Source organism: Dactylosporangium sp. NPDC051484 (assembly GCF_040689395.1).
In the GTDB taxonomy this organism is placed as follows: Bacteria; Actinomycetota; Actinomycetes; order Mycobacteriales; family Micromonosporaceae; genus Dactylosporangium.
Window position 1 is genome coordinate 150,488 of sequence record NZ_JBFAZX010000004.1, and the last position, 16,320, is coordinate 166,807.

Consider the following 16,320-nt stretch of genomic DNA (forward strand, 5'->3'; position numbering starts at 1 on the left):
GGCCTACATTGAACGCTCTCGACGTGGAGACGATCCGCAAGGACTTCCCGATCCTGGACCGCACGATCAACGGCAACCCGCTGGTCTACCTGGACTCCGGGAACACCTCGCAGAAACCGCGCCAGGTGATCGACGCGGTCCGTGAGCACTACGAGCGGCACAACGCGAACGTGGCCCGGTCGGTGCACACCCTGGGTACCGAGTCCACGGAGGCCTTCGAGGGGGCCCGCGAGAGGATCGCGGCCTTCGTCGGGGCGAGCTCCGCGGCCGAGATCGTCTTCACGAAGAACTCGACCGAGGCGATCAACCTCGTCGCGCACGCCTTCACCGCCGCCTCCGACGACCCGCGGCTGCGCCTCGGCCCCGGCGACGAGATCGTCGTGACCGAGATGGAGCACCACTCCAACATCGTGCCGTGGCAGCTGCTCGCGCAGCGCACCGGCGCGACGCTGCGCTGGTTCGGCCTGACCGACGAGGGCCGGCTCGACCTGTCGAACATCGACGAGCTCATCACGCCGCGTACCAAGCTGGTGTCGGTCGTGCACTACTCCAACATCCTGGGCACGATCAACCCGGTCGACGTCCTCGTCGCGAAGGCCCGGCAGGTGGGCGCGCTGGTGCTGCTCGACGGCTCGCAGTCGGTGCCGCACGTGCCGGTCGACGTCAACGCGCTCGGCGTCGACTTCGTCGCGTTCACCGGCCACAAGATGCTCGGCCCGACCGGCATCGGCGCGCTGTGGGGCCGCTTCGAGCTGCTCGACGCCATGCCCCCGTTCCTCGGCGGCGGCTCGATGATCGAGACCGTGTCGATGACCGGCACGACCTTCATGCCGCCGCCGGCCCGCTTCGAGGCCGGCACCCCGCCGATCGCGGAGGCCGTCGGGCTCGGCGCGGCCGTGGACTACCTGACCGCGGTCGGCATGGACAACATCGTGGCGCACGAGAAGGCGCTCACCGCCTACGCGCTGGACGCCCTCGGCTCGATCCCGGACGTGCGGATCATCGGCCCGGCGTCCACGGTGGACCGCGGCGCGACCATCTCGTTCGCCGTCGAGGGCGTGCACCCGCACGACGTCGGGCAGATCCTGGACGACGAGGGCGTGCAGGTGCGCGTCGGGCACCACTGCGCCCGCCCGACCTGCGTGCGTTTCGGCGTGCCGGCCACGACCCGCGCGTCGTTCTACCTCTACACGACCACCGAGGAGATCGACGCCCTGGTCCGGGGCGTCGAGCGGGTGCGGAGGGTCTTCGCCTGATGAAGCTGGACCAGCTGTACCAGGAGATCATCCTGGATCACTACAAGCGCCCGCACGGCCGCGGCCTGCGCGAGCCCTTCGACGCCGAGGCGCACCACGTCAATCCGACCTGCGGTGACGAGGTGACGCTGCGCGTGGCGCTCAAGGCCGGCAGCGTCGCCGACATCTCCTACGAGGGCATGGGCTGCTCGATCAGCCAGGCGTCGGCGAGCGTGCTCTACGACCTGCTCAAGGGGGCCGCGGTCGAGGAGACGCTGCGCCGGCACGAGGCGTTCGCCGAGCTCATGGGCGGGCGTGGCCAGGTCGAGCCGGACGAGGCGCTGCTGGAGGACGCCGTGGCGTTCGCCGGCGTGGCGATGTACCCGGCCCGTGTGAAGTGCGCCCTGCTGCCCTGGATGGCGTACAAGGACGCACTGGCGCGCGCCGGTTCGGTTGCACCACCTGCTGAGGAGACCCCATGACAACGGCGCTCGCCGACATCGAAGAGGCGATGAAGGACGTCGTCGACCCCGAGCTCGGGATCAACGTCGTCGACCTCGGCCTTGTGTATGGCATCCACGTCGACGAGGAGAACGTCGCGACGCTGGACATGACCCTGACGTCGGCGGCGTGCCCGCTGACCGACGTCATCGAGGACCAGGCCCGCCAGGCCCTGTGCACCGGCCCGGGCGGCGGCCTGGTGTCCGACATCCGCATCAACTGGGTCTGGCTGCCGCCGTGGGGCCCGGACAAGATCACCGACGAGGGCCGCGACCAGCTGCGCGCCCTGGGTTTCAACGTCTAAACCGCTGGCGGAGCACGACTCGTGCCGGGCATCATGCCCGGCATGAGTCGTCTCCGCCCGCCATCGCCGCCCCGACCCGTCGCCGCCGGCGAGGGTTCGAAGCGACAGTCCGGCGCCGTGACGGAGGCGAGCCACAAGCAGCACTCGTGAGCGCCGGCCTGGGTGAGGTGGTCGTCGGCGGCCTCCTCGCCGGGTATGGCGTCGCCGTGCCCGTCGGCGCCATCGGTGCGCTCATCGTCAGCCTGGCCGCCCGCACGTCCTGGAAGGTCGGTGCGGCCGCCGCCCTCGGGGTGGCCAGCGCGGACGCCATCTACGCCGTCGTCGCCGTGCTCGGCGGCGCGGCGCTCGCCGGGCTCATCGCGCCGATCTCCGGGCCGCTGCGCTGGGTCGCGGCGGCCGTGCTGCTCGGCCTGGCCGCGAAGACGGCCCGGGACGCGCTTCGGCGCCGGGGCGAGGCGGCCACGGCCCGCCGGGCGGACGAGCGGACGGCCCGGCCCGGCGGCGCCTACCTGGCGCTGCTCGGCCTGACGCTGCTCAACCCGGCCACCATCGTGTACTTCGGGGCGCTCGTGCTCGGCCGCCGCGCCGGCGACGGGCTGTCCGCCGGGGCCGAGGCCGTGTGGGTCGGCGCCGTGTTCGCCGCGTCCGCGAGCTGGCAGCTGCTGCTCGCCGGCGGCGGAACGCTGCTCGGCCGGCTGCTGACCGGCCCCCGGGGGCGGCTGTGGACGGCGCTGACCTCCAGCGCGGTCATCGCGGTGCTGGTGGCGGTGCTGCTGGTGGTCTCGGGAGGTTCTTGAGCGCCTCCCGCACCGACAGCGGTGACAGGGCGGGGTGCGCGGCCACGAAGTCGCGCACCGCGCCGGGGTCCGTCTTCGCGTGCTCGCGCAGCGCCCACCCGATCCCCTTGCGGATGAAGAAGTCCCGCTCGCCGGCCCAGCGCGCGCAGTAGTCCGCCAGGCGGGGGAAGTCGGTCCTGCCGCGGTAGCGCAGCTGATGGAGGATCGCCGTGCGCACCAGCCACAGGTCGGTCCCGGGCTCCGTCCAGGAGTCCATCGTCGACACCAGCGCCGGGTGCGCGGCGACCATCGGCCCGATGACGTGCGCGGCGAGGACGTCGACCGTGTCCCACCAAGACTTCGTCGTGACGAGCGCGGTGACGACCGGCAGCGACGCGGGGGTGAGCAGTGCGGCGTGGTGGCGCAGATGGTCGCAGGCGAAGTACTGGTACTCCCGCTCCGGCAGCGCCCAGCACGCGAGCGCGACCTCGGTGAGGTCGCGCTCGCTCGGGCGGGGCAGCCCGTGCAGCACCTGGCGGGTGAGTTCCCGGCGGGGCGTGCTGGGGATGCCGAGGAACTCGAACCGGTCGCGCATGTACGCCTTCATCGCCGCGGCACGCCGGGGGTCGGCGGCCGCGCCGAACGCGGAGCGCAGGCGCTCCGGCAGCGCGTCGGTCACAGGCTGTTCGTGTGGAACGTGTCACACTGTCGCGGGTCGCCGGTGTTGTACCCCTGCAGGAACCACTTCTTGCGCTGGGCGGACGTGCCGTGCGTGAACCCGTCGGGGTTGACCCGGCCGCCGGCCTTCTTCTGGATCGTGTCGTCGCCGATGGCCTCCGCGGCCTGGATCGCCTCGGCGATGTCCTGCTCGGTGATGGACTTGAACAGCGCGTCGCCCTTCGGGTCCTTCGTCTCCGTCGCGTGGTTGGCCCACGCGCCGGCGTAGCAGTCGGCCTGCAGCTCCAGGCGCACCGACGCGGAGCTCGCGCCCTTCTGGGCGCCCTGCTGTGCCTGCGCGTTGGTGCCGAGCAGGTTCTGCACGTGGTGGCCGTACTCGTGGGCGATCACGTACGGCGCCGCGAACTCACCGGTGGCGCCGAAGCGGCTCGACAGGTCGTTGTAGAAGGTCAGGTCGATGTACACCTGGCTGTCTCCCGGGCAGTAGAACGGCCCGACGCCCGAGTCGGCCGCGCCGCACGCGGTGTTGACGGACTGCTTGAAGAAGTTGGTCTTCGCCGGCTGGTACTGCTTGCCGAACGCCTTGGGCAGCTCGGTCTTCCAGTAGGCCTGCACCGAGTTGACGTACAGCACGTTGCGGCAGTCGGCGTTCTGGAAGCGCTTGGGGTTCGACTTGTCGCACTGCTGGTTGATCTTGCTGTTGTCGGGCTTCGCGGTGTTGCCGCCCCCGCCGAGCATGTTGCGGCCGAAGTATCCGCCGCAGATCACGATGGCGAGGATGATGATCGTGATCAGGCAGCCGACGCGGCCCCCGCCGAGCGGGATCGGCAGGCCGCCCAGGCCGCCGAAGCCGCCGAAGCCGCTACCACCACCACCGCCGCCGCCCGATCCGCGCAGGTCGTTGACCTGGCTGGTATCGAGATCGGCGTCGTCGTTGAACTGCATCGCACACCTCGGGGGTTGGTATCGACCGGCGTCGGCTTGAGCGGCAAGGTACCCGTTGATCTTGTGACGTAATCCTGTGGCGGGGCAACCCGGGTCGCACGGTAGAATATCGCCGTGATCACGCAGAGGGAGTGACCCGCGGTACTACACCCGGAGTCTGTCCTGTTCCGACCTCTGCCCGAGAGTGAGTTTCCGCTGTGATCACGGCGACCGGACTTGAGCTGCGTGCTGGCGCGCGCATCCTGCTCAGCGACATCAACCTGCGCGTACAGCCGGGGGACCGCATCGGCCTCGTCGGGCGCAACGGCGCCGGCAAGACCACGACCCTCAAGGTGCTCGCGGGGGAAGGCACGCCGCACGCCGGCCAGGTCGAGCGGCGCGGCTCTGTCGGATACCTGCCACAGGACCCGCGCACCGGCGACCTCGAGGTCACCGCCCGTGACCGGGTGCTCTCCGCGCGTGGGCTGGACACTATCTACGCCGAGATGAAGGCCCTGGAGGCGAAGCTCGGCGACGACGAGCGGCTCATCCGGCGCTATGGGCAGCTCGAGGACCAGTTCGCCGGCCTGGGCGGCTACGCGGCCGAGGCCGAGGCCGCCCGCATCTGCGCCAACCTCGGCCTGCCCGACCGGGTGCTCGGCCAGACCATCGGCACCATGTCCGGCGGCCAGCGCCGCCGCATCGAGCTGGCCCGCATCCTGTTCCGCGACGCGAGCGCCACCGGCGGCGGCATCCTGCTGCTCGACGAGCCGACCAACCACCTCGACGCCGACAGCATCTCGTGGCTGCGCGGGTTCCTGTCCACCCACAAGGGCGGGCTCGTCGTCATCTCCCACGACGTCGAGCTGCTCGACGCGATCGTCAACAAGGTGTGGTATCTCGACGCCAACCGCTCGACCATCGACTTCTACAACGTCGGCTGGAAGCTCTACCAGCAGCAGCGTGAGACCGACGAGAAGCGCCGGCGGCGGGAGCGCGCCAACGCCGAGAAGAAGGCGGGCGCCCTGCTCGCCCAGGCCGACAAGATGCGGGCCAAGGCCACCAAGACCATCGCCGCGCAGAACATGGCCCGCCGGGCCGAGCGCATGCTCGACGGCCTGGAGGACGTGCGCGTCGCCGACAGGGTCGCCAAGGTGCGCTTCCCCGAGCCCAAGTCGTGCGGCAAGACCCCGCTGACCGCGCGCGGGCTGTCGAAGTCGTACGGTTCGCTCGAGATCTTCATGGACGTGAACGTCGCCGTCGACCGCGGCTCCCGAGTCGCGATCCTGGGGCTCAACGGCGCCGGCAAGACCACCCTGCTGCGCATGCTGGCAGGCGAGCTCGACTCGGACACCGGCGAGGTCATCCCGGGCCACGGCCTCCAGCGCGGCTATTACGCGCAGGAGCACGAGCAGCTCGACGTCGAGCGCACCATCCTGGAGATCATGCGCTCGGCCGCCCCGGAGCAGAACGACACCGAGCTGCGCAAGATCCTCGGCGCGTTCCTCTTCACCGGCGACGACGTGGACAAGCCCGCCGGCGTGCTCTCCGGTGGCGAGAAGACCCGGCTAGCGCTGGCCACCCTGGTCTGCTCCGGCGCCAACGTCCTGCTGCTCGACGAGCCGACCAACAACCTCGACCCGATCAGCCGCGAGCAGGTGCTCGACGCCATCGCCCGGTATCCCGGCGCGATCGTGCTCGTCACCCACGACCCGGGCGCGGTGCAGGCCCTCAAGCCCGACCGCGCGATCCTGCTGCCCGACGGGGTGGAGGACGCCTGGAGCGACGACCTCCTGGAGCTCGTCGAACTCGCCTGACCTGCCCGCGTTCCATGAGAAGCCCGGTGCACCGGCACCGGGCTTCTCGACACATGTCATCATGTGTCGCTACCAGGGCGTGACGAGTAGTCCCTCGATCACGACCGCGGCCACCGCCCCGATGCCCGCCAGCAGGAGCGGGGCCGGTGGCGGGTCGCCGCCGGCGACCTCCGGTGCCACCGCGGCCACCGTCAGCCACGGGAAGAACGGCAGCCAGGCGTGCTCGACGCCGCCGCGGGCCAGGCCGGCCGCGATCGAGAACACCACCGCCGCGCCCGCGCCGACCAGAAACGGCCACATCGCCGTGCGGCGAATCTTGCGGGCGCTGGCCACCAGCGGCGGGCCCGCCGCCAGCAGCAGCACGACCATGCTGATCGCGCTCCACCACAGCGCCGAGCGGTACGGCGCCACCCGGCTCGCGTAGTCCGTCTCCGCAGCCACCAGGCCGTCCGCCCACCCGAAGCCGAGCAGCTGGGCGCCCAGCACCGGCAGCAGGGCTCCCACGCCGCTGAGCACGTTGAGCGAGGCGCGGCGGCGGGCGAAGTACACGCAGACGAGCGAGAGCCCGAGCCAGGGCGCGGAGTAGGAGAACAGCGAGGCTACGCCGATCAGCAGGCCGGCCAGCACCGCCCAGCCGGTGGCCGCCCAGCCGCGCACCCGGCGGCGGCTCGCGCGTAGCCCGGAGACGATCGCGGCCGCGCCGAGGACCGCCACGAGGCCGTCGAGGCTGACCACGGTCCAGATCGCATAAGGGGCCAGCACGAGCAACGGAAGGTATCGGCGCGCGGCTTCCTCGCCGACCGAGTCGCGCACTGCGGCGAGCACCAGCGGAATCGTCAGCACCGATACCGCGGTGATGAGGAACCCGAGGCCAATGGGGTCGGTCACGCCGATTCGCTCCAGCGCCCACAAAAAGAGCACAGGGCCCGGCGGATGGCCGCGCGAGGCCACCGAGTGGGTCACGGCGTCCGTCGTGAAATGTCTGATGTATCTGAGCGGTTCGGCGCCCACCTGCCTTACGTCGCCGAGATATTCCTCCGGGGAGCCGAGGGCTTTCGTAAGGCCTGACCAACCATCGACAAGCGCCAAAGCAATTGCCCACGCCAGGCCGGCCGCATACCCGAATAACTGAATTTCTGGCCACCTCAGCCGGGTGAACCGGCCCGCCGCGGCGATCCAGAGCGTCGCGACGGCGACGGCGGGCGCCAGGATCGACCCCACGCCGACCCTGATTTCGTACCTGCCGAGGAAGGGTGCGCTGGCAGTGCCCAGACGTGCGTCTAGCTGCACCGCGAGCGCGGCGAGGGCGAGTCCGAAGAGGGCGAGCAGGAGCCAGCGCAACGCATCGCGGCGCTCACGGAGCGCACTTCGCGGTCGGCCGGTGGGCGGTTCGCACATCACGGCGCATCACGGTATCGGGTAGGCGACAATGCTGTGCGTGTCGGTTGGCGTCCCGTCGATATCTAGCGCATGATCGTCCGAGGCGGTCTAATAGGTGGGACCGCACCAACCGCTCTGTCTGGGACGTGAGGGATCAGCATGGCAGCCACCGCCACCACCAGCACCGAGAAGGGTCGCCGGATCGTCGGCGCCGAAAGGCAGACGCTGGCGAAGGACCTCGTGAAGCGGTACACGAACGGTGAGAGTATCCGTGCACTCGCCGCTTCCACCGGCCGTTCCTATGGATTCGTGCACCGTGTGCTGACCGAATCCGGCGTTCAGCTTCGTCAACGTGGCGGCGCCCGGCGTCGCAAGAAGGCGTGAACGCGAGTCTCTTCTCAGCAAGCGCCGATCCCACTCCGGGAGAGGCGCGATTCGACCTCGACGGGCCGGTCGCAACAGTGACGTTGTGCCGGCCCCAGGTCCTCAACGCGCAGACCCCCGAACTCTGGGCGGCCCTGCGTGAGTTCGGGCGCTCGCTGCCGGGCGACGTGCGCGTGGTCATCGTGCGCGGCGAGGGGCGGGCCTTCTCCTCCGGCCTCGACACCGCGGCCGCGGCGAAGGACCTCGGCGCGCTCGCGACCTCGCCCGGCGGCGATGCGCAGATCGCCACATTCCAGGAGGCCTTCTCCTGGCTGCGCCGGCCGTCGCTCATCTCCGTCGCCGCCGTGCAGGGGCACGCGGTCGGCGCCGGTTTCCAGCTCGCCCTCGCCTGCGACTTCCGGGTCGTGGCCGAGGACGTCTCGTTCAGCATGGCCGAGATCAAGCTCGGCCTCGTGCCCGACCTCGGCGGCACCAAGCGGCTGGTCGAGCTCGTCGGCTACGCCCGGGCGCTCGAGCTGTGCGTCACCGGCCGGCGCGTGCAGGCCGCTGAGGCCGCACAGATCGGCCTGGCCAATGTCGTGGTGGGGCGTGCGGAGCTCGACGCCGCGGCCCGGGATCTCGTGGCGGCCGTCCTCGCCGGCCCGCGCGACGCCGTGATCGAGATCAAGGCCCTGATCGGGCAGGCGGCGGCGCACACGTTCGCGCAGCAGGAGGCGGCGGAGCGCGCCGCGCAGCTGCGCCGGATCGCGGACCTGTCGGGGCTCGGCGAGTAGGCCCAAGGTCCTGCGCGCCACCGGGAAGCTACGCCGCCCCCGAAAAGTTGTCGTACCTGCCGGGCACACTTAGCCCGGCAGGTACGGCTGGCTTCCGGAGGTGTGTGGCATGTCCTCGCCCATGAGCGGCATGGCGGGTTGGGAGACCTTGCGTGCGCTGCGCAAGGCCGACGAGCTCGCCGGGAAGCGGCTCGGCCGGGACACCACCCGGCGGATCATGCGCTTCGCCCGGCCCTACCGGCGCGACATCGCGGTCTTCCTGGTCACCGTCGTGCTCGGGGCCGCGACCGGGGTCGCCACGCCCTACCTCGCCGGCGTCGTCATCAACAAGATCAACATCGGCGGGCCCGGCGCCGGGACGGCGGTCGTGCGGGTCGCGCTGCTCATCGGCGGCCTCGCCATCGCCGACGCGCTGCTGTCGCTGGTCCAGCGGTGGTATTCGGCGCGCATCGGCGAGGGCATCATCCTGACGCTGCGCCGACTCGTGTATGACCACGTCCAGCGCATGCCGCTGCAGTTCTTCACCCGCACCCAGACCGGGGCACTGGTCAGCCGGCTCAACAACGACGTGCAGGGCGCGCAGCGCGCGTTCACCTCGACCCTGTCCGGGGTGGTCAGCAACGTCATCCAGCTGGTGCTCACCGCCGCGGTGATGCTCACCCTGTCGTGGCAGATCACACTGCTGTCGCTCGTGATGCTCCCGGTGTTCATCCTGCCGGCCCGCCGGGTCGGCCGGCGGCTGGCCGCCATCACCCGCGAGGCATACCAGCTCGACGCGAAGATGAACGCCACCATGACCGAGCGCTTCGGGGTCGCCGGCGCCCTGCTCGTCAAGCTCTTCGGTCGCCCCGACGACGAGGCCGCGCGGTTCGCTGAGCGGGCCGGGCGGGTCCGCGACATCGGCATCCAGACCGCGATGTACAGCCGCGTCTTCTTCGTGAGCATGCTGCTGGTCGCCTCGCTGGCTCAGGCGCTCACCTACGGCCTCGGTGGCTGGCTCGCCGTGCGCGGCAGCCTCACCGCCGGCACGGTCGTCGCCTTGGCCCTGCTGCTCACCCGGCTCTACGGGCCGCTCACCGCGCTGTCCAACGTGCGTGTCGACGTGATGAGCGCGCTGGTGAGCTTCGAGCGCGTCTTCGAGGTCCTCGACCTCGCCCCGTCGATCGCCGAGCGCCCCGACGCCCGCGAGGTGCCCAAGGGTGCGGCCACCGTCGAGTTCCGCGACGTGCACTTCCGCTACCCCAGCGCCGCGGAGGTCTCGCTGGCCTCGCTCGAGGACGTCGCCGGCCTCGATCGCACGGTCACCGAGGAGGTGCTGCGCGGCGTCACGTTCCGCGTCGCGCCCGGTCAGATGGTCGCCCTCGTCGGCCCGTCCGGCGCCGGCAAGTCCACGACCGCGATGCTCCTGCCGCGCGTCTACGACGCGACCTCGGGCGCGGTCCTCGTCGGCGGCATCGACGTGCGCGACGCGACCCTGCAGTCGCTGCGCGACACCATCGGCGTCGTCACGCAGGACTCACACCTGTTCCATGAGACGATCGCGGAAAACCTGCGCTACGCCAAGCCCGGCGCCACCGACGACGAGCTGTGGACGGCGCTGCGCCGCGCCCAGGTCGGCGAGCTCGTCGAGTCCTTGCCCGACGGCCTGGACACGGTCGTGGGCGAGCGCGGATACCGTTTCTCGGGCGGCGAGAAGCAACGAATCGCGATCGCCCGGCTGCTGCTCAAGGCCCCGTCGATCGTCATCCTCGACGAGGCCACCGCCCACCTGGACTCCGAGTCGGAGGCCGCCGTGCAGCGCGCCCTGTCCGAGGCCCTGACCGGCCGCACCGCCCTGGTGATCGCCCACCGCCTCTCGACGATCCGCGACGCAGACCAGATCCTGGTCGTCGACGCGGGCCGCATCGTGGAGCGCGGCACCCACGAGGAGCTGGTCACGGCCGGAGGCCTTTACGCCGAGCTCTATCGCACCCAGTTCGCCGTCGTCGATTCCCCGCTACCGCACCCGCCGGCTCCCGAAGCCTCCCCGGTGTCGGCGGTCCCGGCGGTCCCGGCGGTCCCGACGCCGTAACACGGCGCCGGGAGATCCGGCTCGCCACCTCACCGAGCAGTGCCCGGAAACATCCGGATATTTCCGGGCACCGCTGGCGTGAACGGTTCGGATCGATTATCGAGCTGCGGCCGTGACGGCCGTCAGGACAGGACGGGCCAGGCCAGCTGGGCCCTGGTGGCCTGCAGGACCGGGGTCTGCGGGTAGTCCTGGCTGGGGAGCCGGCCGCGGATGGCGTGCAGCCAGTCGCGGTAGGTCGCCGACTCCGGCAGGGCGGCCAGCGCCGACAGCGCCACATACGTGAAGGCGCCGTTCGGTCGTCCGCCGAAGGAGGCGTCGTAGGAGTACTCGGCGTCGCGGCAGCCGGCGAGCAGCACCGTGGTCGAGGCCTCGTTGCGGGAGTTGCCCGGGCCGGTCGTCAGCGAGGCGCGCAGGCGCTGCCGCGGGGTCAGGAACGTCGACGGCGGCAGGAAGCGGGTCCGGCCAGGGCGGTCGCCGATCGGGTGGTTGAGCCTGGTCAGGGTGCCGGAGTGGCAGGAGTCGGAGATCAGCACCGTGCGCACGCCCGGAGCGGCCAGGGCGAACAGCTCGTGCAGCTCGTCGTCGAGCAGCGGGCCGTTCTCGGCGATGTCGTGCGGGCACAGTGCCTCGTCGCGGTGGTCGGGCTCGTCGCCGTCCTCGTCCGGGACCCAGGTGCCGTGGCCGGAGTACGTGATGACGACCGCGTCGCCGCCGGTCGACCGGCCCAGCAGTTCGCGGATGCCCGCGCGGATCGCGGCACCCGACGCGGCGCTGTCGATGAGGCGACGGGTGTCGAAACCTCGGGCGATCAGCGCGGCGGCCCAGTCGTCGGCGTCGTTGCGGCAGCCGGTGAGGTCGTTCTCGGTGCCGGGATAGTCGTTGATCCCGATACACAGTGCGAGTTTCATCGTTCCCCCGTGGGATCGAAGCGGACCTTACGTACGGATGGGCGTCACGTAGGGTGGGCAAGGTTGGCAGCGATACCCGCGAATCGACGCCCGTTGCCGAAACGCGCAAATCGGGCGTAATGCGGTGGGGTCCCGGAAGGCGTCACGCTCCCGGGGGTGAGCGGCGCGGGGGCCGAGTCGTGCCGGCGGGCGCATCGGCCCGCCAGGGTGGAGGCGCCGCGCGGTGGCGCCGGCGTGGCGGAGCCGGATCGGCCAACGCGGCCACCCGGCGCAGCTCGGCCAGCAGCGCCTCGTCGGCGTCGTCGGCGGCGCTCATGATCTGGCAGGCCGTATGCGGCCCGGACGTGCGTTGCCGGCGGGCTCGTTCGCGGTTGCGGCGCCCGATCCGCGGCGCTGGCGTGGCTGCATGGAGGTCTCCGTCCCCGTGCGGGCGCCGCCGCTGCGGGGCGGCGCCGGTTCAGCTGAGAAGAGGGCCGGCTCGACGCCCCTGATACACGGCGGCGCAGATCGTCGGGTTCCTGTCGTTCGGGCCCGTTCGACCCGCGCCGTTCGACCCGCGCCGGTCGATCAGGGCCGGCCGCCTGGCGTCCGGATTTCGACACGGTGGCGAGGCCGTCCGGCCCTGTCGTTCGGATCCTGACGTCCGGCCCGGCAGGAATCCGTCGTCGTTTGGATCCTGATGTTCGCCGCGCATCGGGCGAAGTGCTCCCATGCCTATGACCTAGCCTCCTAGGAAGGCAGACGGGGGTCGGCAGGTGCCGCACCCGGCCGGGCACGAGACGGGGCAGCAGCCTCCGAACAACACGAGGCACAGGACGTGAAGCGGAGAAGGTCAGCGGCGGCGGAGGCGGGACAGGAGGCCGCGACGGCGGGGGACGGGGGCGGACTCACCGTCGTACGCGTACTCAGCCTCGCGCGCGGCCAGTTCCTCGCGGGCCAGGCCGGGCAGGGTGTCGCCAGCCGCGAGCGCGAAGTCCCAGCCGTCGCGCAGTGAGCCGTTCGGCGGGCGGCTCGCGGCCCACGCGGCGAACGTCGGCACCCACGCGTCGCCGTAGGACGCGGCGAGAAACGGCCAGCGGGCGGCCACCTCGCCGGCCCGTTTGCGACGGAGGGCGGCGGTCGTCGCGCGTACCGCCGCGGCATCGAAACCGGCGGGCACCTCGCCGCCGGCGACCAGCGCGGCCACCAGCGCCCGCTGCCGGGCCGCGAGGTCCGGGGGAGGGGTCACGTGATCGCCGGCCAGCCCGCCGCGGCGGCGATCGCGTCGAGCTCGGCGGTCAGGGTGGCCGCCGGCGGGTAGTCGCCGTCGCGCTCGAGCATGAGCGCGGGCGGGACGGTGCGCGCGCAGAGCTCCTTGACCAGGGCCAGGACCTCCGGCGGCGTCGGGTCGGTGTGCGTGTCGTGGTAGTAGCCGCCCTGCTGCACGCCCCCGGCGACGTGGACATACGCGATGCGCTCCAGCGGCAGCTCGTCGAGCAGTGCGGCCGGGGGCTCGCCGCGGTTGCGGGCGTTGGCGTACACGTTGGCGATGTCGAGCAGCAGAGCGCAGCCGGTGCGGTCGAGGATCTCGGTGAGGAACTCGCCCTCGGTGAGCTCCGGGTCGGGCCAGTCGAAGAGGGCCGCGATCGGCTCCAGGGCGAGCTGGACCCCGCCGAGCGCCGCCTGCGCGCGCCGCACATTGGCGACGATCGCGTCGAGCGCCTCGCGGGTGCGGGGGACCGGCAGCAGGTGGCCCGCCTCCAGGTCGCCGGCGCGCACGAACGCGATGTGCTCGCTGACGAGCGGTGCGCCGAGCAGCTCGGCGCACCGGTGCAGGTGTGCGGCGCGCTCGTCGCGGATCGGCTCGGCGCCGCCGAGGGAGAGCTTGACGCCGTGGGGGATCACGCGGACCCCGCGCCCGACGAGCTCGGCGAGCCCGTCGGGCAGGGGCGCGTGCGTGTGCAGCGACTCGGCGACGACCTCGGTGAACCGCAGGCCGGGCAGGCCGGCCACGTAACCGGCGATCTCGGGGCGCCACCCGATGCCGACGCCGAACGCGGAGGTCGTCATCCCCCACATCCTCCGCCACCGCAGCTGCTGCCACCGCCACAGCTCGAGCCGCTGGAGCAGCTGGAGGATGACGACGAACAGCTGGAGGACGAGGAGCAGCTGCTGCCGGAGTACGACGACGAGGACAGGCCGGTCTGGGCGATATTGCGCTGCAGCTCGGCCTGCTGGGCGAAGGCCGGGTCGGCCAGCCAGAACGCGCCGGCGCCGAAGAGTCCGACGCTCAGCGCCGCGGCCTGCGGGCCGTATGTGGTCCAGGACGGCTTCTGGCTCGGCGAGAGGTGCTGTGCGTCGCGCCGCATCTTGGCGAGGATCCGCTTGCCGGCGCCGGAGACGCGCCGCACGGACAGCAGCGCGAACGCGGCGATGCCGATGGGGATGAGCAGCAGGACGAGGTTGCCGACCGGCTTGTCATTGCTGATGCCGGCGAACAGGCGGGCGATGCCGATCGCGAGGACGGCGAAGACGACCAGGGCGCCCGTCCGCACCGCGCGGCGGGCCTGGTCGTCGAGGATCCAGCCGTCGCGGGCCAGCTCGGCCTCGGTACGGTCGAGCACCTCGCGCACGCTGTGGTGCGTCTGCACGCCGGTGGTGGTGATGCCGTTGCGAGTGACCGCGTACACGGCCCGGTCCAGCTCGGAGGCGCCGGTCGGGAGATGGGCGGCCTGGTGCAGGTAGCCGCGCTTGTCGCTCTCGACGCAGCCGGCGGCCCGCAGCGCGGCGAGGGAACTGTAGACGGCGAGGCGGCGATCTCCGTTGATCAATGCGGCCTGGGTTGCGGTGAGGTCGCGGGCGCTGCGCAGCGACGGGCCTGCGGTGTATCCGCGCCGCCAGATGAGCACGCTGATGATCGCAACAGCGGCGAGGCCGAAGTACAGCCACAGGAACTGCGGGCCCGGGATCCCCCAGGTGTCGCCCGGTCCCGCCACGATCGATGTCGTCATGAGCTCAGTGTGGGTGCGAGTGCTGAGCGCGGCATGTCACCGTTTGGACACTTGAGGAAACCTTGTGGTGGATGGCGGGCTCACTTGCGCCGCACGGCCGCCTCCACGAGGTTGAGCACGGCCTCCAGGTCCTGCACGGGCCGGCCGGTCGCCAGGTGCAGCACGAGCCCGTCGTACGCGAGCTCGAGGAACTGCGCGAGGATGCCGATCGGCACGTCGGCGCGTAGCACGCCGGCCTCGAGCTGGCGATGCAGGCGCTCGCGGGTGGCGGCGGCGACCGCCTCGGAGCGGGCGGCCCAGCGCTTGGCGAACTCGGGGTCGGTGCGCAGCCGCCGGGAGACCTCGAGCTGGCTGCCGAGCCAGCCGGTCACGTCGGGCTCGCCGGTGTCGGTCGCCGCGATGGAGGCGGCGCTGAGCAGGTCGCGCATGACCTGGACGAGACCGTGCTCGGCGACGGTGGCTACCATGGTGGCGGCGTCGTCTTCGGCGACGGCCAGGAAGAGCGAGTCCTTGTCGCGGAAGTGGTGGAAGATCGCCCCGCGGGAGAGGCCGATCTCCTCCTCGAGCCGCCGCACGGTCGCGCCCTCGTAGCCGTGGCGGGCGAAACAGGTCCGGGCGCCGGTGAGGATCTCCTTCCGGCGCGCATCGAGCTGGTCCTGGCTCACCCTTGGCACAGGATCGATTATGCAAGCCGTACATACGGTTTGCATACCGGGGCGTTACAGGCGCGTTTCTTGCACGTACTTGGGTCGCGTTTGCGGTAGTTTGTCGAGGCCAGTGCCCAAAAGAGGATCTGTTCGATATCTATCTCGGTCACGTACCCTGCCCGCGTGCCCCTGTTGTTGCTCAGCCTGGACGACACGCTGCTTGACAGGGCCGGGGCGTTCCGCGCGTGGGCGGGCGAGTTCCTCGGGCGGCTCGGCGCGCCCGAGTACGACATCGACTGGCTGTTGTCCGTCGACGCCGACGGCATCGGCTCGGTCTGGGATGTCGCCGAGGCGCTGCGCAAACGTTACGGCCTGCGGTGCGACGCGCCGGACCTCGTCGAGGAGATCAGTCGCGCGATCATGGAGCGGATCCGGCTCGACCCGCTGACCGCCTGCGCGCTCGCGATCGCCGAGGACTCCGGCTGGGTGCCGGTGGTCGTGACCAACGGCGAGTCGCGAACGCAGGAGGAGAAGCTCAGAAAGACCGGTCTCGATCGGTACCTCGCCGACTGGGTCATCTCCGAGGAGGCCGGGGTGCGCAAGCCCAACCCGCGCATCTTCGCCATCGCCGCGGAGCGGGCCCGGATGCGCCTCGGCGGCGCCTGGCTCATCGGCGACAGTCCCGAGGCGGACATCGGCGGCGCGGACGCGGCCGGCGTGCGCAGCGTCTGGCTGCACCGGGGCCGCCGCTGGAGCGAGCGGCGCTACACGCCGACCCGCAGTGCCGACGGCGTGATCGCCGCGATCGCCGAGGTCATGGCCTCGCCCTGGTAATTCCGTTGCGCCATTTCATCCGGTACCTCATGGTGAGCTGAACTTCGAGTCGAGAGGGGGTTGGTTCGCATGGCTGCCGTCACGGCGCGCTTTCGCAT

General features: G+C 71.5%; 18 protein-coding genes. 9 read left to right on the top strand and 9 right to left on the bottom strand.

The genetic code is table 11. The features are described 5' to 3' along the window. Window positions 1-8 precede the first annotated feature (8 nt). From AB0367_RS09445 to AB0367_RS09460, 4 genes are all read left to right on the top strand, one after another. The gene (locus tag AB0367_RS09445) at window positions 9-1,256 is read left to right on the top strand and encodes a cysteine desulfurase (RefSeq protein WP_366225755.1); all 1,248 of its coding nucleotides are present in this window, start codon (window positions 9-11) and stop codon (window positions 1,254-1,256) included. Next, the gene (gene sufU, locus AB0367_RS09450) at window positions 1,256-1,717 is read left to right on the top strand and encodes a Fe-S cluster assembly sulfur transfer protein SufU (protein WP_366225756.1); all 462 of its coding nucleotides are present in this window, start codon (window positions 1,256-1,258) and stop codon (window positions 1,715-1,717) included. Before AB0367_RS09445 ends, sufU begins: the two co-directional genes overlap by 1 nt. Next, on the top strand, window positions 1,714-2,040 hold the full coding sequence (locus AB0367_RS09455) for a metal-sulfur cluster assembly factor (RefSeq protein WP_350552143.1): 327 nt from the start codon (window positions 1,714-1,716) through the stop codon (window positions 2,038-2,040). Before sufU ends, AB0367_RS09455 begins: the two co-directional genes overlap by 4 nt. Before the next feature lie 146 nt (window positions 2,041-2,186). Further along, window positions 2,187-2,837, top strand: a complete 651-nt coding sequence (locus tag AB0367_RS09460) for a LysE family transporter (protein WP_366225757.1) — start codon at window positions 2,187-2,189, stop codon at window positions 2,835-2,837. Here AB0367_RS09460 and AB0367_RS09465 read toward each other — a convergent pair. Together AB0367_RS09465 and AB0367_RS09470 are read right to left on the bottom strand one after the other, a co-directional pair. Beyond that, a complete protein-coding gene (locus AB0367_RS09465) occupies window positions 2,788-3,495 on the bottom strand; it encodes a DNA alkylation repair protein (RefSeq protein WP_366225758.1) in 708 nt (235 codons plus the stop codon). The genes AB0367_RS09460 and AB0367_RS09465 overlap by 50 nt on opposite strands. Further along, window positions 3,492-4,439, bottom strand: a complete 948-nt coding sequence (locus tag AB0367_RS09470; RefSeq protein ID WP_366225759.1) for a neutral zinc metallopeptidase — start codon at window positions 4,437-4,439, stop codon at window positions 3,492-3,494. Before AB0367_RS09470 ends, AB0367_RS09465 begins: the two co-directional genes overlap by 4 nt. 197 nt (window positions 4,440-4,636) lie before the next feature. On the opposite strand from AB0367_RS09470, the gene AB0367_RS09475 reads away from it, so the two are divergent. Beyond that, window positions 4,637-6,235 (top strand): ABC-F family ATP-binding cassette domain-containing protein, encoded by a 1,599-nt coding sequence (locus AB0367_RS09475; protein ID WP_366225761.1) that lies wholly within the window; start codon window positions 4,637-4,639, stop codon window positions 6,233-6,235. A 69-nt stretch (window positions 6,236-6,304) separates the two neighbouring features. Here AB0367_RS09475 and AB0367_RS09480 read toward each other — a convergent pair whose 3' ends face one another. Next, entirely contained in the window at window positions 6,305-7,123 is an 819-nt protein-coding gene (locus AB0367_RS09480; protein WP_366225762.1) for a hypothetical protein, read from the bottom strand. Window positions 7,124-7,774: 651 nt separating this feature from the next. On the opposite strand from AB0367_RS09480, the gene AB0367_RS09485 reads away from it, so the two are divergent. The 3 genes from AB0367_RS09485 (at window position 7,775) to AB0367_RS09495 (ending at window position 10,843) form a co-directional block, all read left to right on the top strand. Continuing rightward, on the top strand, window positions 7,775-7,999 hold the full coding sequence (locus tag AB0367_RS09485; RefSeq protein WP_033359767.1) for a helix-turn-helix domain-containing protein: 225 nt from the start codon (window positions 7,775-7,777) through the stop codon (window positions 7,997-7,999). Further along, window positions 7,996-8,772, top strand: a complete 777-nt coding sequence (locus AB0367_RS09490) for an enoyl-CoA hydratase/isomerase family protein (RefSeq protein WP_366225763.1) — start codon at window positions 7,996-7,998, stop codon at window positions 8,770-8,772. Before AB0367_RS09485 ends, AB0367_RS09490 begins: the two co-directional genes overlap by 4 nt. Window positions 8,773-8,881: 109 nt before the next feature. Further along, window positions 8,882-10,843: an ABC transporter ATP-binding protein gene (locus AB0367_RS09495; RefSeq protein WP_366225764.1), complete on the top strand. Its 1,962-nt coding sequence runs from the start codon at window positions 8,882-8,884 to the stop codon at window positions 10,841-10,843. Between the two features lie 122 nt (window positions 10,844-10,965). Here the strand turns inward: AB0367_RS09495 and AB0367_RS09500 are convergent, their stop codons facing one another. The 6 genes from AB0367_RS09500 to AB0367_RS09525 all read right to left on the bottom strand — a co-directional run bounded on the left by AB0367_RS09500 (window position 10,966) and on the right by AB0367_RS09525 (window position 15,415). After that, a complete protein-coding gene (locus AB0367_RS09500; RefSeq protein WP_366225765.1) occupies window positions 10,966-11,751 on the bottom strand; it encodes a caspase family protein in 786 nt (261 codons plus the stop codon). A gap of 142 nt (window positions 11,752-11,893) precedes the next feature. Continuing rightward, a complete protein-coding gene (locus AB0367_RS09505) occupies window positions 11,894-12,067 on the bottom strand; it encodes a hypothetical protein (RefSeq protein WP_366225766.1) in 174 nt (57 codons plus the stop codon). Window positions 12,068-12,583: 516 nt separating this feature from the next. Then, window positions 12,584-12,979 carry a hypothetical protein gene (locus AB0367_RS09510; protein ID WP_366225767.1) on the bottom strand — a complete coding sequence of 132 codons (396 nt, stop codon included), beginning with the start codon at window positions 12,977-12,979 and terminating at the stop codon, window positions 12,584-12,586. Beyond that, window positions 12,976-13,800 (bottom strand): DUF692 domain-containing protein, encoded by an 825-nt coding sequence (locus AB0367_RS09515; RefSeq protein ID WP_366225768.1) that lies wholly within the window; start codon window positions 13,798-13,800, stop codon window positions 12,976-12,978. The genes AB0367_RS09510 and AB0367_RS09515 overlap by 4 nt, the downstream gene beginning before the upstream one ends. Further along, the gene (locus tag AB0367_RS09520; RefSeq protein WP_366225769.1) at window positions 13,797-14,741 is read right to left on the bottom strand and encodes a TIGR04222 domain-containing membrane protein; all 945 of its coding nucleotides are present in this window, start codon (window positions 14,739-14,741) and stop codon (window positions 13,797-13,799) included. The genes AB0367_RS09515 and AB0367_RS09520 overlap by 4 nt, the downstream gene beginning before the upstream one ends. An 80-nt stretch (window positions 14,742-14,821) precedes the next feature. After that, the gene (locus tag AB0367_RS09525) at window positions 14,822-15,415 is read right to left on the bottom strand and encodes a helix-turn-helix domain-containing protein (RefSeq protein ID WP_366225770.1); all 594 of its coding nucleotides are present in this window, start codon (window positions 15,413-15,415) and stop codon (window positions 14,822-14,824) included. 156 nt (window positions 15,416-15,571) lie between these two features. Here AB0367_RS09525 and AB0367_RS09530 point away from each other — a divergent pair, with 156 nt between their 5' ends. Beyond that, the gene (locus AB0367_RS09530) at window positions 15,572-16,222 is read left to right on the top strand and encodes an HAD family hydrolase (protein ID WP_366225771.1); all 651 of its coding nucleotides are present in this window, start codon (window positions 15,572-15,574) and stop codon (window positions 16,220-16,222) included. The last annotated feature ends 98 nt before the right edge of the window (window positions 16,223-16,320 follow it).

Bases quoted from the DNA above. Each gene is read 5' to 3' on its own strand.
- sufU (WP_366225756.1), top strand. From the start codon at position 1,256: ATGAAGCTGGACCAGCTGTACCAGGAGATCATCCTGGATCACTACAAG.
- AB0367_RS09455 (WP_350552143.1), top strand. From the start codon at position 1,714: ATGACAACGGCGCTCGCCGACATCGAAGAGGCGATGAAGGACGTCGTC.
- AB0367_RS09520 (WP_366225769.1), bottom strand. From the start codon at position 14,741: ATGACGACATCGATCGTGGCGGGACCGGGCGACACCTGGGGGATCCCG.
- AB0367_RS09515 (WP_366225768.1), bottom strand. From the start codon at position 13,800: ATGACGACCTCCGCGTTCGGCGTCGGCATCGGGTGGCGCCCCGAGATC.
- AB0367_RS09505 (WP_366225766.1), bottom strand. From the start codon at position 12,067: ATGAGCGCCGCCGACGACGCCGACGAGGCGCTGCTGGCCGAGCTGCGC.
- AB0367_RS09495 (WP_366225764.1), top strand. From the start codon at position 8,882: ATGTCCTCGCCCATGAGCGGCATGGCGGGTTGGGAGACCTTGCGTGCG.
- AB0367_RS09470 (WP_366225759.1), bottom strand. From the start codon at position 4,439: ATGCAGTTCAACGACGACGCCGATCTCGATACCAGCCAGGTCAACGAC.
- AB0367_RS09500 (WP_366225765.1), bottom strand. From the start codon at position 11,751: ATGAAACTCGCACTGTGTATCGGGATCAACGACTATCCCGGCACCGAG.
- AB0367_RS09485 (WP_033359767.1), top strand. From the start codon at position 7,775: ATGGCAGCCACCGCCACCACCAGCACCGAGAAGGGTCGCCGGATCGTC.